Annotated in this window: 20 protein-coding genes; 12 read left to right on the top strand and 8 right to left on the bottom strand. The window is 44.1% G+C overall.

Annotated elements, in window-relative coordinates; all coding sequences use genetic code 11:
* Positions 1-39: 39 nt before the first annotated feature.
* From DEO27_RS24915 to DEO27_RS24900, 4 genes are all read left to right on the top strand, one after another.
* Entirely contained in the window at positions 40-420 is a 381-nt protein-coding gene (locus DEO27_RS24915) for a response regulator (protein ID WP_112568344.1), read from the top strand.
* Positions 417-1,283, top strand: coding sequence for an N-acetylglucosamine kinase (locus tag DEO27_RS24910; protein WP_112568346.1), 867 nt, complete (start codon positions 417-419; stop codon positions 1,281-1,283). The genes DEO27_RS24915 and DEO27_RS24910 overlap by 4 nt, the downstream gene beginning before the upstream one ends.
* Before the next feature lie 351 nt (positions 1,284-1,634).
* Positions 1,635-2,384, top strand: coding sequence for a glucose 1-dehydrogenase (locus tag DEO27_RS24905; protein ID WP_112568348.1), 750 nt, complete (start codon positions 1,635-1,637; stop codon positions 2,382-2,384).
* 262 nt (positions 2,385-2,646) lie between these two features.
* Complete coding sequence (locus DEO27_RS24900) at positions 2,647-3,228, top strand: TetR/AcrR family transcriptional regulator (RefSeq protein ID WP_112568350.1); 582 nt, start codon at positions 2,647-2,649, stop codon at positions 3,226-3,228.
* Here DEO27_RS24900 and lnt read toward each other — a convergent pair.
* Both lnt and rsmI read right to left on the bottom strand, forming a co-directional pair.
* Complete coding sequence (lnt, locus tag DEO27_RS24895) at positions 3,225-4,859, bottom strand: apolipoprotein N-acyltransferase (RefSeq protein WP_112568352.1); 1,635 nt, start codon at positions 4,857-4,859, stop codon at positions 3,225-3,227. The genes DEO27_RS24900 and lnt overlap by 4 nt on opposite strands.
* Before the next feature lie 229 nt (positions 4,860-5,088).
* Positions 5,089-5,820: a 16S rRNA (cytidine(1402)-2'-O)-methyltransferase gene (gene rsmI / locus DEO27_RS24890; RefSeq protein WP_112568354.1), complete on the bottom strand. Its 732-nt coding sequence runs from the start codon at positions 5,818-5,820 to the stop codon at positions 5,089-5,091.
* A gap of 118 nt (positions 5,821-5,938) precedes the next feature.
* Here rsmI and serS point away from each other — a divergent pair, with 118 nt between their 5' ends.
* Positions 5,939-7,210, top strand: coding sequence for a serine--tRNA ligase (serS, locus tag DEO27_RS24885; protein WP_112568356.1), 1,272 nt, complete (start codon positions 5,939-5,941; stop codon positions 7,208-7,210).
* 178 nt (positions 7,211-7,388) lie between these two features.
* Here serS and DEO27_RS24880 read toward each other — a convergent pair whose 3' ends face one another.
* Both DEO27_RS24880 and DEO27_RS24875 read right to left on the bottom strand, forming a co-directional pair.
* The gene (locus tag DEO27_RS24880; protein WP_112568358.1) at positions 7,389-8,240 is read right to left on the bottom strand and encodes a neutral zinc metallopeptidase; all 852 of its coding nucleotides are present in this window, start codon (positions 8,238-8,240) and stop codon (positions 7,389-7,391) included.
* Between the two features lie 115 nt (positions 8,241-8,355).
* A complete protein-coding gene (locus tag DEO27_RS24875; RefSeq protein WP_112568360.1) occupies positions 8,356-9,051 on the bottom strand; it encodes an SIMPL domain-containing protein in 696 nt (231 codons plus the stop codon).
* Between the two features lie 309 nt (positions 9,052-9,360).
* Between DEO27_RS24875 and DEO27_RS24870 the strand changes: the two genes are divergently transcribed.
* From DEO27_RS24870 to DEO27_RS24860, 3 genes are all read left to right on the top strand, one after another.
* Positions 9,361-10,131 (top strand): Ku protein, encoded by a 771-nt coding sequence (locus tag DEO27_RS24870; RefSeq protein WP_112568362.1) that lies wholly within the window; start codon positions 9,361-9,363, stop codon positions 10,129-10,131.
* A gap of 233 nt (positions 10,132-10,364) precedes the next feature.
* A complete protein-coding gene (locus DEO27_RS24865; protein ID WP_223818045.1) occupies positions 10,365-10,910 on the top strand; it encodes a ferritin-like domain-containing protein in 546 nt (181 codons plus the stop codon).
* A gap of 301 nt (positions 10,911-11,211) precedes the next feature.
* A complete protein-coding gene (locus DEO27_RS24860) occupies positions 11,212-12,603 on the top strand; it encodes a hypothetical protein (protein ID WP_112568366.1) in 1,392 nt (463 codons plus the stop codon).
* Positions 12,604-12,807: 204 nt separating this feature from the next.
* Here DEO27_RS24860 and DEO27_RS24855 read toward each other — a convergent pair whose 3' ends face one another.
* Positions 12,808-13,974: a hypothetical protein gene (locus tag DEO27_RS24855; RefSeq protein ID WP_146749977.1), complete on the bottom strand. Its 1,167-nt coding sequence runs from the start codon at positions 13,972-13,974 to the stop codon at positions 12,808-12,810.
* Between the two features lie 165 nt (positions 13,975-14,139).
* Here DEO27_RS24855 and DEO27_RS24850 point away from each other — a divergent pair, with 165 nt between their 5' ends.
* The 4 genes from DEO27_RS24850 to DEO27_RS24835 all read left to right on the top strand — a co-directional run bounded on the left by DEO27_RS24850 (position 14,140) and on the right by DEO27_RS24835 (position 17,202).
* A complete protein-coding gene (locus tag DEO27_RS24850; RefSeq protein WP_112568370.1) occupies positions 14,140-14,295 on the top strand; it encodes a lmo0937 family membrane protein in 156 nt (51 codons plus the stop codon).
* A 171-nt stretch (positions 14,296-14,466) separates the two neighbouring features.
* The gene (locus DEO27_RS24845; RefSeq protein WP_223818044.1) at positions 14,467-15,294 is read left to right on the top strand and encodes an N-acetylmuramoyl-L-alanine amidase; all 828 of its coding nucleotides are present in this window, start codon (positions 14,467-14,469) and stop codon (positions 15,292-15,294) included.
* A 78-nt stretch (positions 15,295-15,372) separates the two neighbouring features.
* On the top strand, positions 15,373-16,182 hold the full coding sequence (locus tag DEO27_RS24840; protein ID WP_112568372.1) for a helix-turn-helix domain-containing protein: 810 nt from the start codon (positions 15,373-15,375) through the stop codon (positions 16,180-16,182).
* A 78-nt stretch (positions 16,183-16,260) separates the two neighbouring features.
* Positions 16,261-17,202: a nitrilase-related carbon-nitrogen hydrolase gene (locus tag DEO27_RS24835; protein WP_112568374.1), complete on the top strand. Its 942-nt coding sequence runs from the start codon at positions 16,261-16,263 to the stop codon at positions 17,200-17,202.
* Between the two features lie 434 nt (positions 17,203-17,636).
* Here DEO27_RS24835 and DEO27_RS24830 read toward each other — a convergent pair whose 3' ends face one another.
* From DEO27_RS24830 to DEO27_RS24820, 3 genes are all read right to left on the bottom strand, one after another.
* Positions 17,637-19,391, bottom strand: a complete 1,755-nt coding sequence (locus DEO27_RS24830) for a carboxypeptidase-like regulatory domain-containing protein (RefSeq protein ID WP_112568376.1) — start codon at positions 19,389-19,391, stop codon at positions 17,637-17,639.
* A gap of 146 nt (positions 19,392-19,537) precedes the next feature.
* A complete protein-coding gene (locus DEO27_RS24825; protein ID WP_112568378.1) occupies positions 19,538-20,533 on the bottom strand; it encodes a FecR domain-containing protein in 996 nt (331 codons plus the stop codon).
* Complete coding sequence (locus DEO27_RS24820; RefSeq protein WP_112568380.1) at positions 20,530-21,168, bottom strand: RNA polymerase sigma-70 factor; 639 nt, start codon at positions 21,166-21,168, stop codon at positions 20,530-20,532. The genes DEO27_RS24825 and DEO27_RS24820 overlap by 4 nt, the downstream gene beginning before the upstream one ends.
* Positions 21,169-21,181: the final 13 nt, after the last annotated feature.

Here is a 21,181-nt window from a genome sequence, read left to right as displayed (position 1 = left end):
AATATTTTAAAAATAGGTTTAAAAGCCTACTTTTGAGATATGACTACCCCTTTTAAAACCTGCCTGCTTATTGATGATAACTACATTGATAACTTCATAACGCGGCGGGTTTTAGAGAGCAGTAATTTTGCCGAGAACATCATTGTGCGTCAGTCGCCGATGGAGGCCATTGAATCATTAAGGGACGGATCGGTAGATCCCGACGTTATTTTTTTAGATATCAGGATGCCAATGATGAGCGGTTTTGAATTTCTGCACGAATATGATGGGTTAGAAATAGCTAAAAAAGGAATTAAAATATATATGTTATCGTCATCGCTTGATCCTACAGATATGAAGCAGTCAAGTGATAATAAGCATATTACTCAGTTTATTCATAAACCACTTACCGTTAAAGTGCTCGAAGAAATTTGTCAATGATATTAGTTGCAGATAGCGGGTCATCAAAAACCGACTGGCTGCTGACCGTTTCAGACCAGGAAACCCGCTCGTTCCTTACAGCCGGGTTAAACCCTTATTTTTTAACCGAAAAGGAGATTGCCCGTATTATTCTTGAACAGGCACCTGAAATGGTAGCGTTTGCGGCCGAAATTTCTGAAGTATACTTTTTTGGCGCTGGTTGCAGCAGCCCGGATAGGCATGAGGTTGTATCTAATGCCCTAAGCCAGCATTTTGGCAAAGCATATATTAGTGTCGACAGCGATTTGCTGGGATGCGCCTATGCAACCTGCGGCCATGAAAAGGGTATCTGCTGTGTGTTAGGTACCGGCAGTAATATTTCCTTTTTTGACGGCGAAGATATCTACGATGGCCAGCACGGCCTTGGCTTTGTTTTGGGCGATGAAGGTTCAGGTACCTGGTTCGGCAAAAAACTGATCACCGATTTTTTATACGGCAATATGCCGCATGAGATCAGCCAAAAATTTGATAAGGCTTATCACCTGAATAAGGAAATCGTGATCAAAAATGTATACCAGAAACCTAATGCCAACACTTATCTGGCATCGTTCAGTAAGTTTGTAAGCGAGATCAAGGAAACCGAATATGGCCACTCCATGCTGGTTGATGGTCTGGTAGAATTTATTGAGAGCAACATTAAATCATACCCCGAGTACCATAAATACAAATGTCATTTTGTAGGTTCCATAGCCTACTCTTTTGCCGATGAATTAACCGCGCTTTGCACGCTGCATGGAGTAAAAACCGGCAAGATCATCAAGCAGCCAATCAACGATCTGATGGCTTTTGTGCTCAAGCGCAATGAAATGGCTACTGAGGAGTAGGGTTTTTCATACAGAGCATCTTTATTGCAAACCAATAACCCCGTTTGTCATTTCGAACGAACAGTGGGATGGAAAAGCGCAGGGAGTGAGGAGAAATCTTATACGCTCGCCTTTAAAGCATGAATGATGGATATACAGGGCGTATAAGATTTCTCTTTCGCCACCGGCGCTCTATGCCCAATGGGCTCTTTCGAAATGACATTCTTTATTTAACTGTCCGTTTTTTAGTCCAAAAAACATAAGGTGCTTTTGTCATCCCAGCCTAATAAAAAATAATTACGGAACGTTTATTCCAAAATGGATTTACCTTTACGGAACGATTGATCCAAAATAAAATTAATCTTCCAGAAAATGAAAAAATTAGAGAACAAAGTTGCAGTTGTAACAGGGGCATCAAAAGGTATTGGCGCAGGCATAGCTAAAAGCCTGGCTTCAGAAGGTGCAGCAGTAGTGGTAAATTATGCATCAGACAAAACAGGTGCTGATAAAGTGGTTGCTGAAATCACAGCAAATGGTGGCAAAGCCATCGCGGTACAAGGTAGCGTAGCAGTAAAAGCAGATGTTGATCGCCTTTTTGCGGAAACCCAGGAAGCTTTTGGTGGCGTTGACGTTTTGGTAAACAACGCAGGTGTATATCAATTTACACCGATAGAAGCAGTTACTGAAGATGAGTTTCACCGCCAGTTTAATACCAATGTGCTTGGTTTATTACTTGCATCACAAGCCGCGGTTAACAGCTTTGGCGATAAAGGTGGCAGTATAATTAACGTAAGCTCGACTGTAACCCGTATCACTCCGCCGCAAAGCGCTATTTATACAGGTACCAAAGGCGCTGTTGATTCTATCACACAGGTATTATCTAAAGAACTTGGTCCCAAAAAAATCCGCGTAAACGCTATCAATCCCGGTATGGTTGAAACTGAAGGAACGCACACTGCAGGCTTTATAGGTAGCGATTTCCAGATAGAGATAGAGAAAACTACACCGCTTGGCCGTATTGGTCAGCCGGATGATATCGCTCCAGTTGCCGTGTTCCTGGCTTCTGACGACTCTCGCTGGTTAACCGGCGAAATTATCATTGCCAGCGGCGGTGTAAGATAATTAGGCTTATAAATAGGATGCGGAACGAGGCTCCTGCGTAGCCCCAGAATTTATTTTATAAAATAGCTATAAACACGATACTCCTAACGGAGTTCTAAAACATATAGAAAATACCCCGGAGGGATAACGTATAGCAAATTAGATGCATATTTTGGGCTCCGTAGGTGCCTCCTGAAGTTTGATGGGCTGTAAGCTACAGACAACATTAACAATTAATTAAAAATGAATAGCTTTGCCCACAAACGGGTAAAGCTTTTCTGTTATGGCACGAAGTAAAGATTTTGATGAAGCCGAGGTACTGAGCAAGGCCGTTTGCATTTTTTGGCATAAAGGCTACAATGGCACGTCTATGCAGGACCTGGTGGAAGGTTTGGGTATAAGTCGTTCCAGTTTGTACGATACCTTTGGCGATAAGCATGCTTTATATATTAAAGCTTTGGATAGTTATCAAAAGTCGGGGGGCGACCAGATGTGCAGCATCATAAAAGATGAAGCATCGGCCAAAGAAGCGATAAAAAAACTTTTGGAGCTCACCACGCGCGATTTGTTAAATGACGAACAGCGCAAAGGCTGCTTCATGGTAAACGCCGAAATTGAACTTGCCGCGCATGATGCCGAGGTAAAGGAGATGATATGCCGCAACGAGCAGCAGTTTGAAAAGGCCGTTTACCTTGCCGTAAAAAAAGGGCAGGACAGCGGCGAGATCCATAACCGTCAGGATGCCCTGGCGCTGGCCCGGTTTATCATTAACGCCGTGCGTGGCATGCAGGTATCGGCCAAGGCAACTGCCGACAAGGCATTTTTTGATGATATTATAAAAACGACCCTGTCGGTACTTGATTAAGCGGTTAGCGTCTGTTTTTTCCTCAATCTCATCCCCAGTAAAAATATCATTCCAATTCCTGCCAGTATGCTACCTGCTTGCGGTATGTAATCGCCGTGTTTAACGTAAAAGGTAAGTTCGCTGTTAAGGTTAATATCTTGTTTGATGGCCGTTTTGGTCCACCATTCGGTATGTTTAACAACATCTCCGCGTTGATTGATGAAGCCGGAGATACCGGTATTTGCCGATTGACAAACCCAACGTCGTGTTTCAATAGCTCGAAGTTTGGCGTATTGTAAATGCTGGTCTTTACCCGACGTGTTTTCCCACCAGCCATCATTGGTGATAATGGCGATAAATTGTGCCCCTTTTTTAACGGAGCGGGCAATATAGCCTCCCCATATCGATTCGTAGCAGATAACGGGATCAACGCCGATGCCGCTTTGCGAGTAAAGCACTTTCGCGTCTTTGTCGGGAGCATAGTTACCGGTAGCACCACCTAAATGCTCAAATACAGGTTTCAGGAATGAGAGCGCTTCGCCAAAAGGCATGGATTCGGCCCCGGGCACAAAGCGCGATTTATGATAGGTTTGGATCCTGTCGCCATTCTCTAAGTTAAGCGCTGTGCTGTAAAAATCAGCAAACTGGTCGCCGCCAAATGGTGAAGGTATAGCTGTTGGGGTAGCCCTGTTGTTATAAAGCCTGTATGTTTCGGCACCGGTAACCAGGTTGCCATTCGGATATTTGCGTAAAAAGAATTGGGCTTGCTTGATGAAAGTGTTTTGGCCTATCTGTTCTTCATTAATATAAACAGGCGCAGGGATAGCTGTTTCCGGCCAGATAAAAAACTCGGTATTGGGTTGTGCTACCTGCCTGGAAAGGTGGATGAGGATATCAACCTGCAAAGCAGGAGGAATGGTGCCATCCTTCTCATAAGGATCGATATTGGGCTGGGCAACAACAATATTTGAAGGGTTTACTTCCTCAACATAATTGCTGTAAACAGATAATGAATAGCCGATAGGAGCTATGATAACAATCAGCAAAGCTCCGGACAATGCCATTCGGTTTTTTTTTGTCTGAGCTTCGCGGAAGCCAATGTAAATTAAAAAGGCCAGGATATTGGCAGCCCAAATCCATACAGTACCTCCGTATACACCTGTGTATTCATACCATTGTATCCACTGATGCGCTACGGCAAAGCCATTGCCGAGTGTCATCCACGGAAAATAAAGGTCCCAGCTTTGATGTAGATATTCGTACCCGATCCAGAAACAAACCAGGCCAATGAGCGCTACCCAACGGGGCGCGACCAGCCTTAACCGGTAATATAACCAGAAGGCAGCTGCCATCAACAAGGGCCCAAGCGAATAGGGGATGAGCGTGATAGGAACAGCTACAAGCTCGCCCACTATTTTAAGCGCGTTATAAACCCAGTAAACAGATAATGAGTTCCAGATAAAAAAGCCAATAAAAGTTACATTAAATACCCGCCTGCCTTTTTTAGGCTTATCATCATTAATGATGTTTTCGACAGCCAGCAGCATAGGCACAAAGCCAATGAAAAGTAAAAAGGTAGTATAAGGAGTAGGCGGCCAGGCTATCCACAAAAGCAAGCCCGATAGTATGGCTAATGGTAGGTTTTTTTTCATGTAGAGTGATATTCACATGCGTCATTGCGAGGAACGAAGCAATCCCCGATGAGCATGACAGCTCTGCAAGGTTTGGGATTGCTTCGTTCCTCGCAATGACGGATTTTTATTTAGTTATATTAAAATATGTCATTGCGAGCGAAGCGTGGCAATCGCATGCTATACAGAGCGGTTCTGCCTCCGTGCGATTGCCACGCTTCGCTCGCAATGACATGGTTGTGTTTACCGGCTATTCCTCCTCCTCGTCCCTGTCATATTTCCCTTTAGCAGGTTTAGCAGTTGCCCCGGCCACGCACATTACGAATTCGCCTTTCATGGGGTGGGTTTCAAAGTATTGTTTTACTTCGATAACAGTGCCCCGTACGGTTTCTTCAAACATTTTGGTAAGCTCGCGCGATACCGAGATCTGCCTGTCGGCACCAAAATAGGTAGCCATCTCATCCAGTGTTTTTAACAAACGGTGGGGCGATTCATATAGTATGATGGTGCGCTCTTCTTCGGCCAAAAACTTGTACCTGGTTTGGCGACCTTTTTTCAGCGGTAAAAAACCTTCAAAACAGAATTTATCTGTCGGGAAACCAGAGTTGACCAGGGCCGGTACAAAGGCCGTAGCTCCCGGAAGGCATTCTACCGCGATGTTAAACTTTAAAGCCTCGCGTACCAGGAAAAAACCCGGATCGGAAATAGCAGGCGTACCCGCGTCCGAAATAAGCGCGATGTTTTTACCTTCCAGCAAAAACTTAACAATCTCGTTACTTGATTGGTGCTCATTATGCTGATGATGCGCGAATACTTTTTGATTGATCTCAAAGTGTTTCAACAACGGGGCGGAAGTACGGGTATCCTCGGCCAGTATCAGATCCACCTCTTTTAGTATCCGGATAGCCCTGAAGGTCATATCCTCCAGATTACCTATCGGGGTGGGGACTAAGTATAGTTTGCCTGTTTGTGTTTGGTTCATGAGTTTTTAGTGGCAGTTGCAGTGGGTAGTTGCAGTTATCAGGCTATGTTCTAAAAAAAACTGCCGCTGCTACTTAAAACTGCTACTTAAAAAATATCTTTGCCTAAAAAATAAAATAATGCTGCAAGTTAGTTATATCCGTGATAACCGGGAACAGGTTTTGGAACGTTTGGCTGTAAAAAATTTTAAACAGCCCCAACTGGTTGATGAAATAATTGAACTGGACGACAAACGTCGCTCCACTCAAACCAGTATGGATAATGTTTCGGCCGAGGCCAATGCAGCTGCAAAACAAATTGGCGAGTTGATGCGCGCCGGTAAAAAAGAAGAAGCCGAAGGCCTTAAAGGTAAAACAGGTGCATGGAAAGAAGAAATCAAAAAACTTGGTGATCTGCTTACCATTACCGAAGAAGAACTATATCAGAAATTAGTATTGCTGCCTAACTTGCCACACAGCTCGGTACCTAAAGGCCTTACGCCTGAGGATAACGAAGTGGTTTTGGAAAACGGTGACAAACCGGAACTGCCTGCCGATGCTTTGCCGCATTGGGAGCTGGCAGCAAAATATAACCTCATTGATTTTGAACTGGGCGTTAAAATAACCGGAGCCGGATTCCCTGTATACAAAAACAAAGGTGCTAAGCTGCAACGCGCTTTGATCAATTATTTTATTGACGAAGCAGAAAAAGCGGGCTACAGCGAAGTAAGCGTACCATTAATGGTGAATGAAGCATCAGGATTTGGTACTTCACAATTGCCGGATAAAGAAGGGCAGATGTACCATGTAGGTGTTGATAATCTGTACCTGATACCTACTGCTGAAGTGCCTATTACCAACCTGTACCGCGAAGTAATATTAAAAGAAGATCAGTTACCGGTACGTAACTGTGGCCATACCCCATGTTTCCGTCGTGAAGCAGGTTCTTATGGCGCGCACGTGCGTGGCCTGAACCGCTTACACCAGTTTGATAAGGTGGAGATTGTAACCATTGCTCATCCCGATAAATCATACGAGATATTGGAACTCATGAGCAGTCACGTACAAGGATTGTTGCAAAAATTAGGTTTGCCTTACCGTGTATTGCGTCTTTGTGGTGGCGATATGGGTTTTGGCTCTGCCTTAACTTATGATATGGAAACCTGGAGCGCTGCACAACAGCGCTGGCTGGAAGTATCATCAGTATCAAACTTTGAAACTTTTCAAAGCAACAGGCTTAAACTGCGTTTCCGTAATGCCGATGGTAAAACACAGTTGGCACATACGCTGAATGGTAGCGCGCTGGCCTTGCCACGTATAGTAGCTACGCTGTTAGAAAATAATCAGACTGAAAAAGGCATTAAAGTACCGGAAGTGCTTGTGCCTTATACCAAGTTTGAGTGGATTGATTAAGTTTTTTAATCAGCTAATAACAGAAACGCGCTATTGTGATATCCTCATAATGGCGCGTTTTTATTATAAAGCGATGCTATTATATCCGTGTCCCATCAGGGTCTCTCGGAGAGGACCCTGATGCTCTGCGCCATGCTATTGCAAAGCTTCGTTTCGTCACAACATATCTATTGGCTAATCAATCCAAATCTCCATTGCCAAATGTGTCCCCCTGGTTAATATCCCCGGTTTCGAACCCTTTTTTAAACCAGTACATCCGTTGGGCGCTGGTTCCATGGGTAAAGCTATCCGGCTCAACATGCCCCTGGGCTTGTTTTTGCAGCCGGTCGTCGCCAATGGCATTTGCGGCATTCAGGGCTTCTTCTATGTCGCCTTTATCAAGCACGTTTTTCATGCTTTTTTCGTAATGTGCCCATACGCCGGCATAAAAATCGGCTTGTAACTCCAGCTTTACCGATAGTTTATTGTATGCACGTCCGCTAAGTCTTGATCGTGCAGCATCCATTTTTTGCGAGATCCCCAATAGGTTTTGCACGTGATGCCCAACTTCATGCGCAATCACATAAGCCTGGGCAAAATCACCCGCCGCGCCAAAACGGTTCTTAAGTTCATCATAAAATGAAAGATCAATATAAACCTGCGAATCACCCGGGCAGTAAAACGGACCGCTTGCAGAGCTGGCCCTCCCACAGGCCGACTCAACATAGTCATTAAATAACGTTAGCTGAGGTTTTTCATAGGTGCGGCCCATATCGTTAAACAGCTTTGTCCAGATATCTTCAGTATCGGCCAAAACAACACGTACAAAATGCTTTCCGGCATCTTCGGGGCCTTTGTTGGCTGTTTGCTCCTGCCGGGCGGACTGATTGGTGGACACCTGGTTAAGCAGAGCAGAAGGATCAACCCCGGTAAAAAAATAAATAGCAGCGGCTATAAGGCCAAGCACCCCGCCACCTATGGCTAACCTGCCACCACCACCGCCGCGTTCATCATTAACGTTATCGCTTTCGCGTCTGCCAAACCATTGCATATTTGCCCCGGCTCCCTAAAGGGGGAGCCATAATCAAGAAAATAAAAAAAGCCTCTGTTTGTTTTAACAGAGGCTTCAGATTTTTTCGCTCCCCTTTAGGGGGACCGGGGGCCAATTACTTCACAATCTCAAATACTGCCTGGATCTGGAAGTTTAGCTTGATGGTTTTGAAGCTGATATCCGAATCACCAACATTGGCATCAGCCGAAGCTTTGAACATCATGGTGTTGGCATAAACACGTGGCTGAGGGAAACTGCTGTTATCACTTTCGGTGATGTTAATGGCGCCGCCTAATTTTTCGCCAAGGGCAGCAAGCAGATAAGTCGCTTTATCGCGGGCGGCAAGCAGGGCTTTAATTTTAAGGTCGCGTTTCAGATCGGCCATTTTTGAATAGTCGTAGCTTTCAATATTGGTAGACTGGATACCTTTAGGATCAATTTTCGACATGATCTGGTTAAACTTGTTCAAATCGCGCACACGTAAACCATATTGTTTGCTGGCCAAAAAATCAGGTGCTTTTTTCTTTTGATAGGTGTTGTTCCAGGCCGATACATTGTTCACTGTAAAATCAGAAGATGGAATGCCGGCATCTTTAACGGCTTTTTCCAGTTGGTCTTCCAGGTCATTAATGGCGATGTGTTTTTTGCCATCCATGTATTCCTGTAGTGATATGGTTACGTTTATAATATCAGGAGTAACTTCCTGTTCGGCAATGCCGGTAACTTCAATTTTACGCCTAAGGTCAACGTTTTGGGCAAATGCTCCAACAGTAGTTGCTAATAGTGCGGCAAGGATAAATAGCTTTTTCATGTGTATTTTATTTGATGTTATGACTAAGGTAACGTGTATTTAGTTTAATATGTAACAGGAAGGCTACAATTATTTCCTAAAGCATTGGTATGCTTGTAAATAAATGAGGGGCTGGTTTTGTTTGGGGGATAGTCGATTATAAGAAATAAAAGGCCATTGGGGGATTTTGAGTGGGTTGGGCCGTGCGATTCCCTCCTCTGGGAGGGTGTAGGGAGGGGTTTTGCCTGCTACCTCTGCTTTTGCTGCTCCGAATTTCCAAACCCTTTACACCCTTTATGGTTATATTACAATACATTAAGTTATTGGGCTATGAGATCAATATGGAAAGGTTCGATAGGGTTTGGGTTGGTGAGCATCCCGGTTAAATTGTATTCGGCAGTACAAACGAGCTCGCTTGATTTTGACATGCTGGATAGTCGTGATCATGCACGCATCCGTTATCAGCGGGTTAATGAAAACACCCATAAAGAAGTACCTTATGACAAAATTGTAAAAGGTTATAAGCTTGATGAGGAATATGTGATCATGGATGAGCAGGATTTTGAAGATGCCGCGCCCGAAAAAAGCAAAGTAATTGAAATAGAAAGCTTTGTTGATATTGCCGATGTAAACCCCATGTTTTACGAAACCTCTTATTACACCGAGCCAGATACCAAAAACAATAAAGCCTACGCCCTGCTTATCCAGGCCTTAACGCAATCAAAAAAAGCCGGGCTGGCGCGTTTTGTATTGCGCAGTACCGAAAGCCTTTGCATTGTCCATCCGTTAAAAAATGTATTGGTAGTAACCCGCATTCGTTTTGCACAGGAAATTCGTGATACGGAAGATCTTAACCTACCCGATAAAATTGACGTGAGCAAAAAGGAGTTGGATATGGGGCTTACGCTGATCAACCAGTACGCTGAGGATTTTGATGTATCCAAATTTAAAGATGAATACAACGATGAGTTACTTAAGATCATCGAGGCTAAATCAAAAGGCAAACGTGCGAAGGTTAAGAAACTTAAACCACGCAAAACCGGCAGCGACGATTTGTACGACCAGCTGATGGCCAGCTTAAAAACCAAGAAAGGGGCTTAGGTAAGTCTTAAGCCGGGAGTTGGAAGCCCTAAGTCAACCTGGTGAATTCCTTAAAACCGGGCATGCTGTATATTTTTTAGAACTTGTAGTTGTAAAACAAGGAGATCGAAAACACCTTATTCAGATAGAAATTTAAGTTAAAATTATCCTAATAATTAATTTACTTATTTAAAATAATAAAATTGGCTTTGTGTTTGTAGATGTTATATCACAAAAACATTAAAACATCTACCATGGCAACAACTAAAGTAAAATCACCCGAACAAACCAACAATGTGCAGGAATCGGCCCTGAACGAATTGTTTATTGATGAACTGAAGGACATTTACTGGGCCGAAAAGCACCTTTCAAAGGCATTGCCTAAAATGGCCAAAGCTGCAACTTCAGACGAGTTGCGTTCGGCTATTGAAAATCATCAGGCCGAAACTGAGCGCCAAATCATCCGCCTGGAGGATGCTTTCGCTTCTATAGGTCAAAAAGCTGTAGCTGTAAAATGTGAAGCGATGGCCGGGCTTATCAAAGAAGGAGAGGAAATTGTGGCTGAAACCGAAAAAGGCAGCATCACCCGTGACGCCGGTATTATTTCGGCCGCGCAAAAAATTGAACATTATGAAATTGCTTCGTATGGTACGCTCCGCACATTGGCCAGTGTATTAGGTTATGAGCATGCCGCCGAACTGCTTGATTCAACCCTGAATGAGGAAAAAACATGCGATAGCCTGCTTACCCAAATTGCCGAAGCAGGCATTAACCAGGCATCGAAAATTGAAAAAGCTTAACCGTTTATTAGTTTTTTAAGAGCGGTCGTGAGGGAGCTATTCCTCGCGGCCGTTTTTTATTAAAAATTCTAATGCCAAATTGGGGCCTTGCGCGATTCCCTCCCCTGGGAGGGTGTAGGGAGGGGTTGCTTCGATAGGTTTATAACAAAAGTAGAAACCCCTCCCTGCAACCCCTACTGCCATCACACCCCTCCCAAGGGAGGGAATTGAGCTTCTCATCAACATTAATTGCATATTAATTAAAACATTTCCACAAACAATAGTTGGCAAATGCGGTTTATCGACAAAAAACCGACGCCCTATGAAACAATTCAGCCTGGTACTATTTGCCTTGTTATGTTGCTTTTACGATCATGTTTTTGCCCAGGATAAGTTAGATGGCGTTTATGCCGGATGCGAGTTTTCGCCAAGCCCCATATTTGGCGGTGGAATGAACAGGCGGGATGTTTCCGTATTGTTCAGGCCCGATGGTACGTTCAATGATTTGCTTAACCGGAACGACTGGCAAACCAATGTAAGCGGCAGATATACAATAAACAAAGGGGAGGTAACGCTTAAATATACCAAAAGCTCGTCTGTTTATACCATAACCAAGTACGGGAGCCTTTCTAATTACGCGCATGAGTTGTTCAAACTTCAGGGTAACATTATACCGGAAGGTTACTATTCATTTATCAGCGCTATGGGTGGCGGCGGTGCGGCCTATGGTACAACTTATGTTGGCGCTTTGAGTACACAGGGATTAAATTTTGATGGTAAAGGACATTTCAGCAATTCGCGCTATTCGGGTTCCGTTGTAGCCGGTGAAAATGTTGGTGGCGGCAGTTCAAGCAGCAAGGACGGTAGTGGTACCTATAAAATAAACAAGGGTGTACTTACGCTTACCTATACAGATGGCCATACCGAATTGCACAGCTTTTTTTGCGACATGGGCGGTAAAACCCGCATGGCCGTAGTTGATGGGCGGGTGTTTTTCGTAGATAATAATGATAACGCCGCTTCTAATAATACAAAGTCGCCAACTGCGGCAAAAAAAGCTTCAGGTAATTCTACAACTGCAGATAATACCACCGCGCCCGATGGTAAAACACTACTTTTAAAAGCTAATGCCGCGCATGGTGGTGATAAATTGAACGCTTTGAAAACAGCGCGTTTAACCGGTTCGGTTTCGGGATTAAAAGTTGTGGAGCTGATTGATATTCCAAATAGTAAGGTGCGTGTTGAAATATGGAAAAACGGCAAACCTGTTTCGGTGCAGCAAACCGAGGGTAATACCGGGTGGCAGTGGAGCAGCGGCAACAAATCTGAATTGCCGGCCAATAACGTAGCCGAGGTAAAAACTGCCCTGTACACTGGCGTTATCGGCTTACGTAAATCATTGCTTGATCAAATGCAGATTATGAATACGCAAAAAATCCCCAACAATAACATGTACACGGTTCAATGCAAGTTAAACGGCAACGAATATGTGTTTGCTATAAATGATCAAAACCAACTGATGGCTTATGGCTATAAAGTAGGCGACAAAACGCTTTTTTCCATGTTGTCAGATCTTAGGCCGGTACAGGGTATCACCATTCCCTATCGTGAGGCAACCACAAGCGGTCAGCAAAAGCTCAACATTCAGTATGATAATATGGACGTAAACCCCGTTTTAGATGGGCAAAGCTGGGCGGTACCAGCTGGAAATTAAAGCGTCAATTGGTCCGATAATTTGCATGTAATCATTAACCGTTGACTTTAGTCAACGGTTAATGAACTGAGATAAGAGGCTTTAGCCACAATACAACTTGCTTAATTAAGCTAAAGCCAAAACGTTCTATTAATTTTATCCGTCGACTAAAGTCAACGGCCATGAAGCGTTTTAATTTTTACAAAGCTTCTAAAGCTTTTTTATTCAGCTCGATAGCTTATTTGGCTTCAAATACACGTAATCATTCTTAAAATCGAGGATCATATTAAACCGTTTTAAAAGGCCGTTGCCCAGATAGTTGATTTCAAAACCAAGCGGATTCTTATTGCTCAAAATAAGTGTAGGTATATTGGCAGCAGGGAAGCCATTGAGCCTGAACAGCGGGGCTTCCACTATTTTCATTTCATATTTTACGCCACGCGGATCGCTGATGGTTGAGGATTTGATAAGTTTTAAGTCTGTGGGGAAATTGTTTTTAGCTACCCAGGCGCTATCCAGGATCAACGACTGATCGGAACCCGTATCCATTGTAAAATTGCCGGTGTATTTTTTACCAGCTATTTCAAATGTTCCGGTAGCATAAGGAAACGACTTGATAAAGCCGATTTTCGACCGTTCGTAGCCTTTCAATCCTTTTGGCATTTTGTTATAAATGATCATGCGGTTGTTGTCGTAATCAACTTCTACCTGTTTGCCTTCAAACAGGTTCCAGGCAAAGCGGCCATCCATTTCGTACGAGGTTAGTCCGGTGGGCAGTATCTCCTGGTTAAGCCAAACCGCGGTTCCCATCTGTAGCTTTTGGGCTTTATTCATCCCGTTAAAATTAGGCTTGGCTTTGCCTGCCAGTACATCGGCCTGGTTGGGGAGCAGCTTTGTCTTTTTTATAATAGCATCTCTTGTTAAATGAACATCGAACGAGCTTGCGTCAAAATGCAGGTTTAAAGTATCGGTATCATTCAGTATGGCCTTTACCGCTATGGCATTATAGGCTGAAAGTTTGAAAGGAATGGTATCGTTTTTAATTGATACCTGGTGTTTATCTACCGGTGGAATAGCGCTTGCTACCTGCGTATAGCAGGAGTCTTTCCCGTTAAGCAGGATGATGAAATCATATCGTGTACCAGGCTTAACTTTCACCTTTATCGAATCTATATCGGTATAAAAAGTAACCCATTTGGTTTCCCGCGTTCTGTCGGCAGTATAAATATCGGGCCTTGTTTTTGGCGAAAGCGACCAGGCATTTTTATCCAGAAAGCCACCATCATTAATAGCAACACTTTTTGATGTGGCACGGATAACCGGCAACTTTGATTGAGCATTGACAACAGTGGCGACAGTTAGCAGGCACGCAGACAGAAAAATATATTTCATTGTTTTCATGGGTTAGGAGCCTAAATATACATCAGGAATAATTCTCACCCAAACGCAGCTGTAAATGAGCTCTATCTGCGATGAAAATTACAAAACTTAAAACTTTTGGGCGGCATTAGCTATTATACAGATATCTATGAAAATCATTAATTAAAAACAATTATTATGAACTCACTCCTGTATATAATTGCAGTCATCCTGATTATAGGATGGGCAATTGGCGTATTCTTTACAACTGTAGGCGGCCTTATTCATATTTTACTGGTGATAGCCGTTATCGCGCTTTTATTAGGCGTAATAAGGCGGTCGACAGCGATATAAGGTTGACAGAAATATAAAGCTGAATAGGCTATCTCAAAAAGGAACCTTGATACGCTTGATTTACGGATTTCCCTGACTAAATCAGAATGTCTTTAAATCAAATGCATCAAGGTTTTTTGTATACTTGTTTTAAATCATCAGTGTAAATCCTAAAATCAAGCAAATCAAGGTTTGAAAAATAGATACATTTTACTAATAACCGCTTCGATAGCTGCCATCAGCGCATGCTCGCCTAAAGTACAGCCCTATGCCGCTACCAATAAAGTATATCATACACAAACCGACTCGTTAGTTGAAGTGATTAGCCGGGAGCCGCCCGCTATGCTGGTTGACAGCGCCGGCGGAGCCATCCCATCGGAATGGGTGGGCACCGTGAACTTTAACCTGCGTAAGCCTAATTATGTGATCATTCACTATACCGCACAGGATTCTGTTAAACAAACCCTAAATACGTTTACTTTGGTAAAACCACAGGTGAGCGCGCATTATGTAGTGGGTAAAGACGGCAAAGTTTACCACATGCTTAATGATTACCTGCGGGCCTGGCATGCAGGCATCAGTAAATGGGGGAGCATCAGCGATATGAACAGCTGCTCTATCGGTATCGAAATTGATAACAACGGGCACGAGCCTTTTAATGATATACAGGTTAAAAGCTTGTTGGCGCTGCTGGCACAGCTCAAGAAAACCTATAATATTCCGCAGGCCAATTTTATAGGGCATCAGGATATAGCGCCACTGCGCAAACCCGATCCGGGGCCATTGTTCCCCTGGAAACTGTTAGCACAAAAAGGCTTTGGCTTTTGGCGGGAAGAACTGCTTGAGCTGCCGCCGGATAATTTTGATTATGCCACAGCGCTTAAGCTAATAGGTTATGATATCAGTAACCTCCCTGTAGCTATTGTTGCTTTTAAACGCCATTTTGTTCAGACTGACGAAACACCAACAATGACACAATTGGATTTGAATATTCTTTATAACGTGTATAGGAAATATTAGCCCGTAGCCCTAAAGGGGGAGTAGGAAATGGTTTATCAGGTAAAATAATGATTACCTTTATCAAGCCTTTATAATATCATGCAAATAGCACCACACCCTTTGCTCTCGGGTATTGTTAAGCACTATTTAATTATAGCGCATGATAAGCGTACTGCCATAAATTACCGCCTGTTTTCTGACGGCAATCCCGGAATGGTGTTTCATTTAAAAGCGCCGTTGTTACAGTACGATCAGCATAGCACGGTTGCCAGCAAACAGCCGGATAGTTTTGTTTATGGGCAGATAACGCATTACAACGATATCATGTCGGTTGATGAGTTGGCCATGCTGATAGTGGTTTTGCAGCCCAACGCGTTATTAACCCTCCTTGGTGTGGCTGCTTATGAACTTAATAACAATACTGTGCCCTTAAAAGATTTTTTTGGACAGGATGCTGCCGATCTTGAAGATCGGATTGCAAACGTCACGGATCTCTCCACAGCAGCATGTATTACCGAACAATTTTTATTGAGAAAAATGGCTTTTAAAGATAGGGGAGTAAGCATTACAGACCGCGCTATAAGCATTATTCATAAGCACAGCGGTATTATCAATGTTAAAGGCTTGCTGGATGTGCTACCCGTAACCGAACGACAGCTCGAGCGCAGGTTCAATGAGGAAGTAGGGATCTCACCTAAAAAATTTATCGATGCGGTTAAATTTCAAAATTATCTCAAACAGCTTCAAAAGCTCAGTTCTATAAAAGATGTAGGCAGCCTGAGCTATGCTTGCGGGTACTACGACCAGGCACATCTTAACAATTTTTTCCGGAAGCACACGGGCGTCACGCCTCTGCAATACAAAGCCAATCATAACCTGCTGGCTATAAATTTTATGCCCCTCGCTTAAAATACGTTTGTCGGTTTTTTACAATGCCTTTCGTTATGTTCCTGATAGTTTTGGAGTGTTAAAACAAGATCAGAGCATATGGAAAACTTAACGATAGCCACGGCGCAGTTTGAAAATAAAAGCGGGGATAAAGCCTATAACCTGTCAATCATTGAGCAAATGGCGGCCGATGCTGGGGCAAAAGGGGCCAAAGCCATAGCATTTCATGAATGTTCGGTAACGGGTTATACGTTTGCCCGGAATCTGGACAACGCACAGATGCTTGACCTTGCCGAAGAAATCCCCAACGGACCGAGCATCATAGCACTGACCGAATACGCCCGGCGGTATGATATTGCCATACTGGCCGGTCTGTTTGAAAAGGATCAAGACGATAACCTATTTAAGGCTTATGTATGCGTTGATAAAACAGGGCTGATTGCCAAACACCGCAAATTACATCCTTTTATTAACCCACATCTTTTACCGGGAACGGCCTATACCGTATTTGATTTATACGGATGGAAATGCGGTATACTTATCTGTTATGACAATAATATAATTGAAAATGTACGCGCAACTACTTTGCTTGGCGCCCAGGTAATTTTTATGCCGCACGTTACCATGTGTACACCATCAACCCGGCCTGGAGCAGGTTTTGTTGACCCAGAGCTATGGAAGAACAAAGAAGCCAATGCGCAACTGCTGCGGCAGGAGTTTGACAGCCTTAAAGGCAGGCAATGGTTAATGAAATGGTTGCCCGCCCGGGCGTATGATAATGCCATTTATGCCGTAATCTCTAACCCAATTGGGATGGACGATGATCAACTAAAAAACGGCTGCTCCATGATCATTGACCCTTATGGTGATATTATGAGCGAATGCAGATCATTAGAAAATGAGTTTGCAATGGCCGAGCTAACGCCAGATAAGCTGACCAAAGCAGGCGGCTATCGTTACATCCAGGCCAGAAAGCCTGAGTTATATCGGGATATCATTGGCCAGGAGCATCAAAGCTTTCAAAAAGTGGTTTGGTTGTAAAATTAGGGTACCTGAGTAGGCTACAAACACCCCGTTGTAAATAAACTGGGCAGCTGTGCTTCCGTGCGGTTGCTTCGTTCCTCGCAATGACATGGTTTTGATGGCTTATCGTGTTGCTTCCTGACTCTAATAGTCTTGTTTCTTTCCCCAACTCCGTCAGCAGGTAAGCTTCGGGCGAAAGCGGGCAGAACGATGGTGGCTTGCGCGGCTGCAGGGGCATCGCAAGTTTTTGCAGAAGAGGAGGGCTATGAGCGAGCGAAGCTGGGCAAAATAATTGCAGCCCGTGGTTCTGTTCGCTTTGCGGGGTAAAGGCCTGTGCGGCAAAGAAGCCTATCTGCTGACTTGATTTTTGGTTCTTTTTATCAAGAAAAAGAACAAAGCCCTCCCGCGGCGATTGAGCGGGCCAATGATTGTTAAATACAATAAAGGGTACTTTAAAACAGATTAATCCCGAAACTCCATCCAACCCAACCAGTCCAGTTACGATTATCACGGATAAAAGAATGGTGCAGGTCCCGGACATAAGCATAGCCATCAACCGGACTGCGCTGATCTGAATACAGGAAATTTAATGATGGTCCGGCGAAAATGGAAAACTTGCGGCTTACCTTGTAAGTAAAATCCAGGTTGAATTTGTTAAGCTGATTGGTTTTTAACCATGTGCCCTGGTACAGATAACTTGAACCGATTTCGGTATTGATAGCCAGATGCTGGCCTAACCCAAATTCCCGGCCGAAGCCTAATCCGAATGAATAGAGTTTGCTGTTCTCATCCACCCGCATACCACCCTGCCAAATGGTGTATAGCTTATTATTGCCATTTTTAAAGGTGAGGTTGATATTCTGCGTTTCGTTGGTGGAGATAGCCAGTTTGTGGTAACCGCTATTGATAATATTCAGCAGACCAATACTAAACCCAGACGAAGTATCGGCAATGTTCACCAACGCAAGCTGTACGCCGCTAAGATGTTTGGCATAATTGAACAAGCCCGCCACCTGCAGCCCGCCAAACTTTTGTTGGGCGATATTACCAATGCCGCCAATCTGCAGCGCGTCGGAGTTTTTACCGGCGATGTTACCTATCGCCCCTAGCTGAATCCCCCGGACTGAGCCCCGGGTATGATTATATAGTGCCGATAGCTGCAAACCATTCATGTTTTGTTTTACGCTGTTATGCAGCAGCGCCAGTTGAATGCCCCGCATATTGCCTAATACATTGTTGTATAAACCACCAACCTGGATGCCATTGACAGAGCCGCCGACAACGTTAAAAATCCCAGCTATTTGTACCGCACCAACATCACCTTTATCTAAATTGAAAATGATACCCATTTCAAAACCATCTACACCGGCATTATACCCGCCAACCGCGTTTAGGGAAACAACGTTTACCACCTGTCCGCTGAAATTGCCGTGAGTACTTACACCCGGTATGGCCGAAGCCTGGAATGGCGCCTGCGCAATCAGTCCGCCGAGATTAGCAGCCTGGATCTGTTGTTTGGTGGAGAGGAATAGCTTGCCCAGTGCAGTATTTTCAACGCCCGAATAATCATCGCTTAGTATATAACCCAACAGGCTGCGTTTTTTCTTCAGGGTAGTATCGGTACTTCTTACATTAACATCTGCCAGGAAAGTAACCGTGGTATCTTTATAAAACTGCCTGCTGATGGTGAGGGTGATTGGCTGACCTTCGTTGCGGAGCGTCATATCAAAATGGCCCTCTTTATCAGTGAGTACCGATTGCAATTGTTCGTGCGAGTACACGCTGGCGTTCGGTAGTTTGTAGCCGGTCTGTTCATCGGTAACCGTACCGCTGATGCTATAGCTATCGCCCTCGGTTGCGGCTTTGTCGGTAACTATGGTGAGTTGGAGGGGCGCATATCTCAGGATGATGAAATTCTTCGTCTCGCGGTATTCAAACCGGTAGCTGAGCATATGGTCCAGCACTTCCTTTATCGTCCAGTTATCGGCATTAACGGTAACCAGGCTATCTGTTTTTACGATACTGCTATTGTACGAGAAGTAAAAATTCCCTTTTTGTTCGATGGTTTTAAGCACCGTTCCCAGGCGCATTTCGGTTACATGGACGGATATGTTTTTTGATAGGATAGAATCGGCATGGGCGGTTAAGGCCGTGAGGAGGAGCAGGCAACAGGTATAGTTTAGGTAACGATGTAGTTTATACAACATAAATATCTAAAATTATGTCATTGCGAGGAGGAACGACGAAGCAATCGCATGCTATACAGAGCGGCCCTGCTGCCGTGCGATTGCCACGCTTCGCTCGCAATGACATGGTTTTATAGTAATGCCCGTTTCTATTTATAGTGCAGTGCTTACTTCAACACAATCCCCTTTTTACCGTGCTCCACTTTAATCTTAAAGGTCTCAGAAATCACCAGCAACGTTTCATCTAACGACTGATCTTTGAACACCGTGGTAATAGGCAGGTTATTAATAGCCTTGTTGCCGATAACAATATGTGATCCGTAAATCTCATTCAGCGAACCTACCAGCTCATGCAGCGGGGTTTCGTCGCAAACCAGTTCGTGAGTTGCATAATAGTTATACAAACGCCCTTTAATAATCTCCTTGGCCTGTAAGCCGTCCTTTTTGGTAACTAATACCTTTTCGCCGGGGTTAAGGTTTACATTCTTGCTCTTCTCGCTAACGTTAACAATGCCTGTTTCCACAATTACCTGCGTTTTATCATCGCGGCTTTTCACATTGAATGACGTGCCAACCACCCTAACCGTTACGCCGTTCACCTTAATTATAAAAGGTTTTGTTTTATCTGGCGTTACCTTGAAGAACGCCTCGCCCAGCATGGTAACCGGACGGATGGTACCTGTAAACTTTTCCGGGTAAATAAGGGTACTGTGACTGTTCAGTGTAACTACCGAACCATCGGGCAGGGTTTGCATACGGGTTTTAGCTTCGCTATCTATCTTAACAAAAGCAATAGCACGGTTATCGTAATAATGGCTGATTGTTAGCCAGGCCACGGTACAAATCAATAATAACGATGCCGCTATGCCAAGCCACCAGCTGGGTTTCATTTTGCGGACTTGCGCTGATCGCGCTTCAACGTTCGGTGTTGTGTTGTTTAGCCTTTTTTGCAGGCGGAGATAGGCGGCATCTTCATCCAAGGCTTTGGTAGAGGCGATATGCTGGCTCTCATCCCAAATCAGTTTAAAATTATCAAACTCCTGCCTGTTAGCAGGCGACGCGACAATCCAGTTCTGTATAGCTTCCGCCTCGGCAGGCGTAGCTTCGCCAACCAGGTATTTCACCAGCAAATCATCATCTATGGGCATACCGGTATAGCTCATACAAACCAATTAATAAATAACAATAAAATAATGGGTAAAAACTCCGCCAGTTTTTGGCGCATTACCCGTAGCGCCTTGCCCATCTGGTTTTCGATGGTTTTGATCGAAAGCCCCATCTGATCGGCAATTTGCCGGTACTTAAGTTGCTCAAACCTGCTTAGCTGAAAAATGATGCGGCACTGCTCGGGCAGCTCGCTTAGGGCTTTTTCTATATGCTTTTGCAGTTCGGCCGTGAGCAGTTTTTTTGAAGCCGAATCATCGTTGCCTGCCTGCTCCATTTCATCGGCATAATAAACGCCGAAATTGGCACGTACCTTCTGGTGTTTTAAGTAGTTCAAACTTTCGTTATGTACCGAGCGGTACAGGTAAGCCTTGATACTACCATCGGTTTTAAGCTGATCGCGTTTTTCCCAAATGCGGCAAAAAACATTTTGTACTACCTCTTCGGCCATTTCATCATCCTTTAAAAAAGTGTAGGCATAGGCGTGCAGGCTTTTAAAGTGATCTTTAAAAAGTCGCTCAAAAGCCTTCTGGCTTCCCTGTTTAATTAAACCAATGGCCGTGCTATCGCTATATTCCACTTTAAGAGGGGAGATGTTAGCGCTAAAGATAGCTTGTTTGGCCGTTAAATTCATAGAGCCCAAATGT

It is taken from the genome of Mucilaginibacter rubeus, from assembly GCF_003286415.2.
In the GTDB taxonomy this organism is placed as follows: Bacteria; Bacteroidota; Bacteroidia; order Sphingobacteriales; family Sphingobacteriaceae; genus Mucilaginibacter; species Mucilaginibacter rubeus_A.
The sequence above is the reverse complement of the archived record's forward strand: the minus strand, read 5'-3'. Positions and strand labels throughout refer to the sequence as shown.